General features: G+C 49.0%; 4 protein-coding genes and 2 pseudogenes. 2 read left to right on the top strand and 4 right to left on the bottom strand.

The features are described 5' to 3' along the window. Positions 1-17 precede the first annotated feature (17 nt). Positions 18-305, bottom strand: a pseudogene (locus DZ54_RS0115300) (efflux RND transporter permease subunit); the annotation flags it as partial. A 50-nt stretch (positions 306-355) separates the two neighbouring features. Continuing rightward, positions 356-694: an ArsR/SmtB family transcription factor gene (locus DZ54_RS0115295; RefSeq protein ID WP_240472759.1), complete on the bottom strand. Its 339-nt coding sequence runs from the start codon at positions 692-694 to the stop codon at positions 356-358. Positions 695-908: 214 nt separating this feature from the next. On the opposite strand from DZ54_RS0115295, the gene DZ54_RS0115290 reads away from it, so the two are divergent. Both DZ54_RS0115290 and DZ54_RS0115285 read left to right on the top strand, forming a co-directional pair. Next, a complete protein-coding gene (locus tag DZ54_RS0115290; protein ID WP_025675006.1) occupies positions 909-1,100 on the top strand; it encodes a YgaP family membrane protein in 192 nt (63 codons plus the stop codon). 10 nt (positions 1,101-1,110) lie between these two features. Then, on the top strand, positions 1,111-2,811 hold the full coding sequence (locus DZ54_RS0115285; protein WP_025675005.1) for an FAD-dependent oxidoreductase: 1,701 nt from the start codon (positions 1,111-1,113) through the stop codon (positions 2,809-2,811). A gap of 90 nt (positions 2,812-2,901) precedes the next feature. On the opposite strand, the gene DZ54_RS22375 is transcribed toward DZ54_RS0115285, so the two are convergent. Both DZ54_RS22375 and DZ54_RS24975 read right to left on the bottom strand, forming a co-directional pair. Further along, positions 2,902-4,002, bottom strand: coding sequence for a putative bifunctional diguanylate cyclase/phosphodiesterase (locus DZ54_RS22375; RefSeq protein ID WP_081721688.1), 1,101 nt, complete (start codon positions 4,000-4,002; stop codon positions 2,902-2,904). Further along, a pseudogene (locus DZ54_RS24975) lies at positions 3,999-4,140 on the bottom strand (IS4 family transposase); the annotation flags it as partial. The pseudogene DZ54_RS24975 and the gene DZ54_RS22375, both read right to left, overlap by 4 nt.

The raw sequence follows: 4,140 nt of genomic DNA, 5'->3' as shown, positions 1-4,140 counted from the left end.
ATAAAAGCGCACGGTCACTCGGCTGATCCTGCTTTCGTGGTGGAATAAACATACTCCACCCCATCAATCTGACTGACTTTTTTCTCGAGCGGTTGAGTGACTTGCTTGGCTACTTGTTGCGCATTTAGTCCCGGCGCTTGTATCAGCACATCGGCCATTGGCACCACAATTTGTGGATCTTCCTCTTTGGGCGTGAGCCATAGCGCAGCAGCCCCCACCAAAAGCGCCAACACAATTAAAATAGGCGGGAAAAAACTGTTCATCACACGGGTAATAAGCGGGCCTTGAGGCTGTTCATTTCGCATAGCCGTTCCTTGTTGCGGTGGTCTTAGCGATGGCATCGCAAAGCCAAACCTTATGGACAATAAATACGCTGTAACGTGGCGATAATATCCGCGACATTGGGATCTCGTAAGCGATAAAATACCTGCTGTGACGATTTACGTACACTCACCAATTGATGACGCTTTAGCACGCTTAAGTGTTGAGAAAACGCCGACTGACTGAGACTCGAACCTTGCTGCAACTGCCCAACATTGGTCTCTCCAGCCAGTAGTTGGCATAACACCACCAGGCGCTCAGGATGAGCCATCACCTTCAGCAACGTCGTCGCTTTCGACGCTTGTTGTCGCATCGCATCAATGTCCATATTAGGCACATCACCTTTTGCATATAACCCCGTCTGAACCACCATTTTTGGCTCCTGTTATAAGGACTTCCTTTAGCTTAGCGCTAATAGTTATTTAGTCAACTCTAATTTAGATGGATTATTATTAGACTTTTCTAAACATAGCAACTACAGTGAAGTCAGTGCTGGATATAATCCATTTAACTGGACACGCATCGAAGACAACTAACGTCAGTCGTGTGGTTGCAACGGTGCAATAGATATGTAAAGGAGTTTTACAATGACAATTGAAAATGCAGTTCGCGTGATCGCTGGCAGCATGGTGCTGCTCTCTGTGGTGCTTACTCTCACCGTTCATAGCCAATTTGTTTGGCTCACTGTCTTCATGGGCGCAAACCTCATTCAAAGCGCGTTTACAGGGATTTGTCCGGCAGCCTTTGTCCTAAAAAAACTTGGATTACGTCACGCTTAACGGAGTCAAAATGACCAAAATAGTAATTATTGGGGGCGTCGCCGGTGGCGCCTCTGCTGCAGCTCGTGCACGCCGTTTGACCGAAGACGCTGAGATCATTATGTTCGAACGCGGCCCCTATGTCTCGTTCGCCAACTGTGGCTTGCCCTACCATATCGGTGGCGATATCACTGATCGCAGTAAGCTCTTGCTACAAACGCCAGATAGTTTTCGTGCACGTTTTAATGTCGATGTGCGTATCAATAGCACCGTCAGTGACATTGATCGCGAAAACAAAACGGTCACGGTGACTCGTGCCGATGGCAGCACCTATCAAGAGCGCTACGATAAATTACTATTAAGCCCAGGCGCGGCGCCGATTATGCCGCCGATCCCAGGTTTAGATAACCCACTCACGCATTCTTTACGCAACATCCCAGACATGGATGCGATTTTTCACACCATCGAGATGAATAACCCTAGTCACGCGACCGTCGTTGGCGGAGGTTTTATTGGTCTTGAGATGATGGAAGCGCTGCATCAGCGTGGCATTGAAACCACCCTTTTAGAAATGGCCGATCAGGTGATGACGCCGGTCGACCGTGAAATGGCCGGCTTTGCCCACCAGAGCATTCGCGATCATGGCATTGATTTACGCTTGGGGACGGCCTTGGCGTCGGCCGAATACATTCCAACCACACACATTGCCAGCGATGACGCCGGTGAGCCCAGCGAGCCGCAGCACTTGGAAGGGTCACTGAGCTTAACGCTGAATAACGGCGATACGCTGCATACTGAATTGCTGATCATGGCCGTCGGGGTTAAACCTGAAGTCACACTGGCGCAACAAGCGGGCCTCGCGATTGGTGAAAAAGGCGGGATTGTGGTCAACAGCACCATGCAGACCCAAGATCCCGATATCTATGCGGTCGGCGATGCGGTCGAAGAAATCGACTTTGTCACTCACAAGCCGACGCTGGTGCCACTGGCTGGCCCAGCGAACCGTCAAGGACGCATGGCCGCTGACAACATGCTAGGAAGCAGCGAGCATTATCTCGGCACCCAAGGTACCGCCATTTGTAAGATTTTTGATCTGGCCGTTGCCTCAGTGGGCCAAAACGAGAAGCAGCTTAAACAGGCCAACATTGATTACCAAAAAGTCTATGTTCACGCGGCCAGTCATGCGGGTTACTATCCGGGCGCAGAAATTGTCTCGTTTAAAATGCTATTCGCACCCGACACAGGCGCCATTTTAGGCGCACAATCAGTGGGCAAAGACGGCATTGATAAACGCATTGATGTCATGGCGGTCGCGCAGCGTGCTGGTATGACAGTCGAGCAGCTTCAACACTTAGAGTTGACTTACGCGCCACCTTACGGCAGTGCCAAAGATGTGATCAACCAAGCCGCGTTTGTGGCAACGAATCTCATTAAGGGTGACGCTAAGGCGATTCATTACCACGACTTAGCGACACTACATGATGACCAAGTACTCTTGGATGTGCGTAATGCCCCAGAGCGGGAAAACGGTGAATATATCGAAGGCGATATCCATATCCCGGTCGACGAACTACGCGGACGCATTCATGAACTGCCCAAAGATAAAGAAATTTTGATTTACTGTCAGGTCGGCTTACGCGGTAACGTCGCCTATCGCCAGTTAGTCAACAATGGCTTTAAAGCGCGCAACTTGCTAGGTGGCTATCGCACCTACAAATTCGCCACAGCGTAAGAGCGAGAAGCGCGAGAAGCGCGAACCAATGTCAGCCAAAAGCGCGAGCACCTGCTCGCGCTTGTTAGCTCTGTAAAAACGCTTTTGAGGTTAAACGGACCGAGTCATTACTAATTGCTTCAAAGGCGCGGGATATCCAAGATAGAAGCCCTGCGCGTATTCACAACCTAGCTGCTTTAATAATATAAGCTGAGCATGTGTCTCCACGCCTTCAGCGACCACATGAATACCTAGCCCCTTGGCAATGCCAATAATGCCTGCGGTAATCGCCTTAGCGCGGTGATCTGTTTCCATCGCTTGGATGAAAGTACGATCAATTTTTATTTCATCAACATTGATCCGATTAAAAATACTCAGCGAAGTATAGCCGACACCAAAGTCATCGATCGAGAAAGTAACATTGTGACGTTTAAGGATATCGACCACCCGCGCACACTCAATGATGTCATCTAATGCGGCTGTTTCGGTGATCTCGAGACAAAGGTAACGAGCAAATTCAGGGTTCGCCTGTAAATAGGTATCGATACGTGCTATTGCATCTACACTGTTAAATTCAACCGCGGAGATATTAACCGATACCCGTTTAACTGCATTGCCTAGCAGTTGAGTTTCATTAAGTTGTTTGACCGCTTTTTGTAACACGAGTGCGGTTAAGTCCTCGCAAAAATGTTGCTCTTCAGCCAGGGGAATGAACACACTCGGGGGAATATTGCCATATTGGTCGTGTGTCCATCTTGCCAACACCTCTAGGCCGGTTAACTCTCCAGACGTCAAGCGATACTGTGCTGAAAAAACAATGTCAATATTATTATTATCAATGGCTTGGCGAAGATCATAGACGAGGTTTTGTCGTTTTTGAGCCTCTTCCGTTAGATGAATATCGTGATAAGCAACGGCATTTTTATGCTTCTTCGCTTCGTTCAATGCCCGTGTCGCGGCTGTCATCAAAGCAGTGGTGTCTTCTCCATCCGAGCCAAACACCGCGACGCCCACCGAACAAGTAATCTCTCCATCGTACCGTTGCAAATACTGATTACATTGGCGATGTAGCCTGTCAATATAAGGCGTCATTTCACTAACATCGGGTAACATCAGCAAACATGCGAATCTATCGGCGTGAACTCTCGAGGTTAGGTTTTCAAGCGCAGTCGGCGTGTCTATCTTATGCGCAACCCTGAGAGATCCCCTCATAAATCCGCCAATGCATAGCCCTCTTTTAAGAGCTGCTGGGCTAGAACCACAGCCGCAGCTAAGAGGTGTTGAGTTATAATTTCGTAGTCTGGTCGCCTGAGGACTTCCATACCTAACCGGACGGTAGACAGGACATTC

It is taken from the genome of Salinivibrio socompensis S35 (genome assembly GCF_000513715.1).
Lineage (GTDB): Bacteria > Pseudomonadota > Gammaproteobacteria > Enterobacterales > Vibrionaceae > Salinivibrio > Salinivibrio socompensis.
Note: the sequence above shows the minus strand (reverse complement) of the source record. Positions and strands in the feature narration are given on the sequence as shown.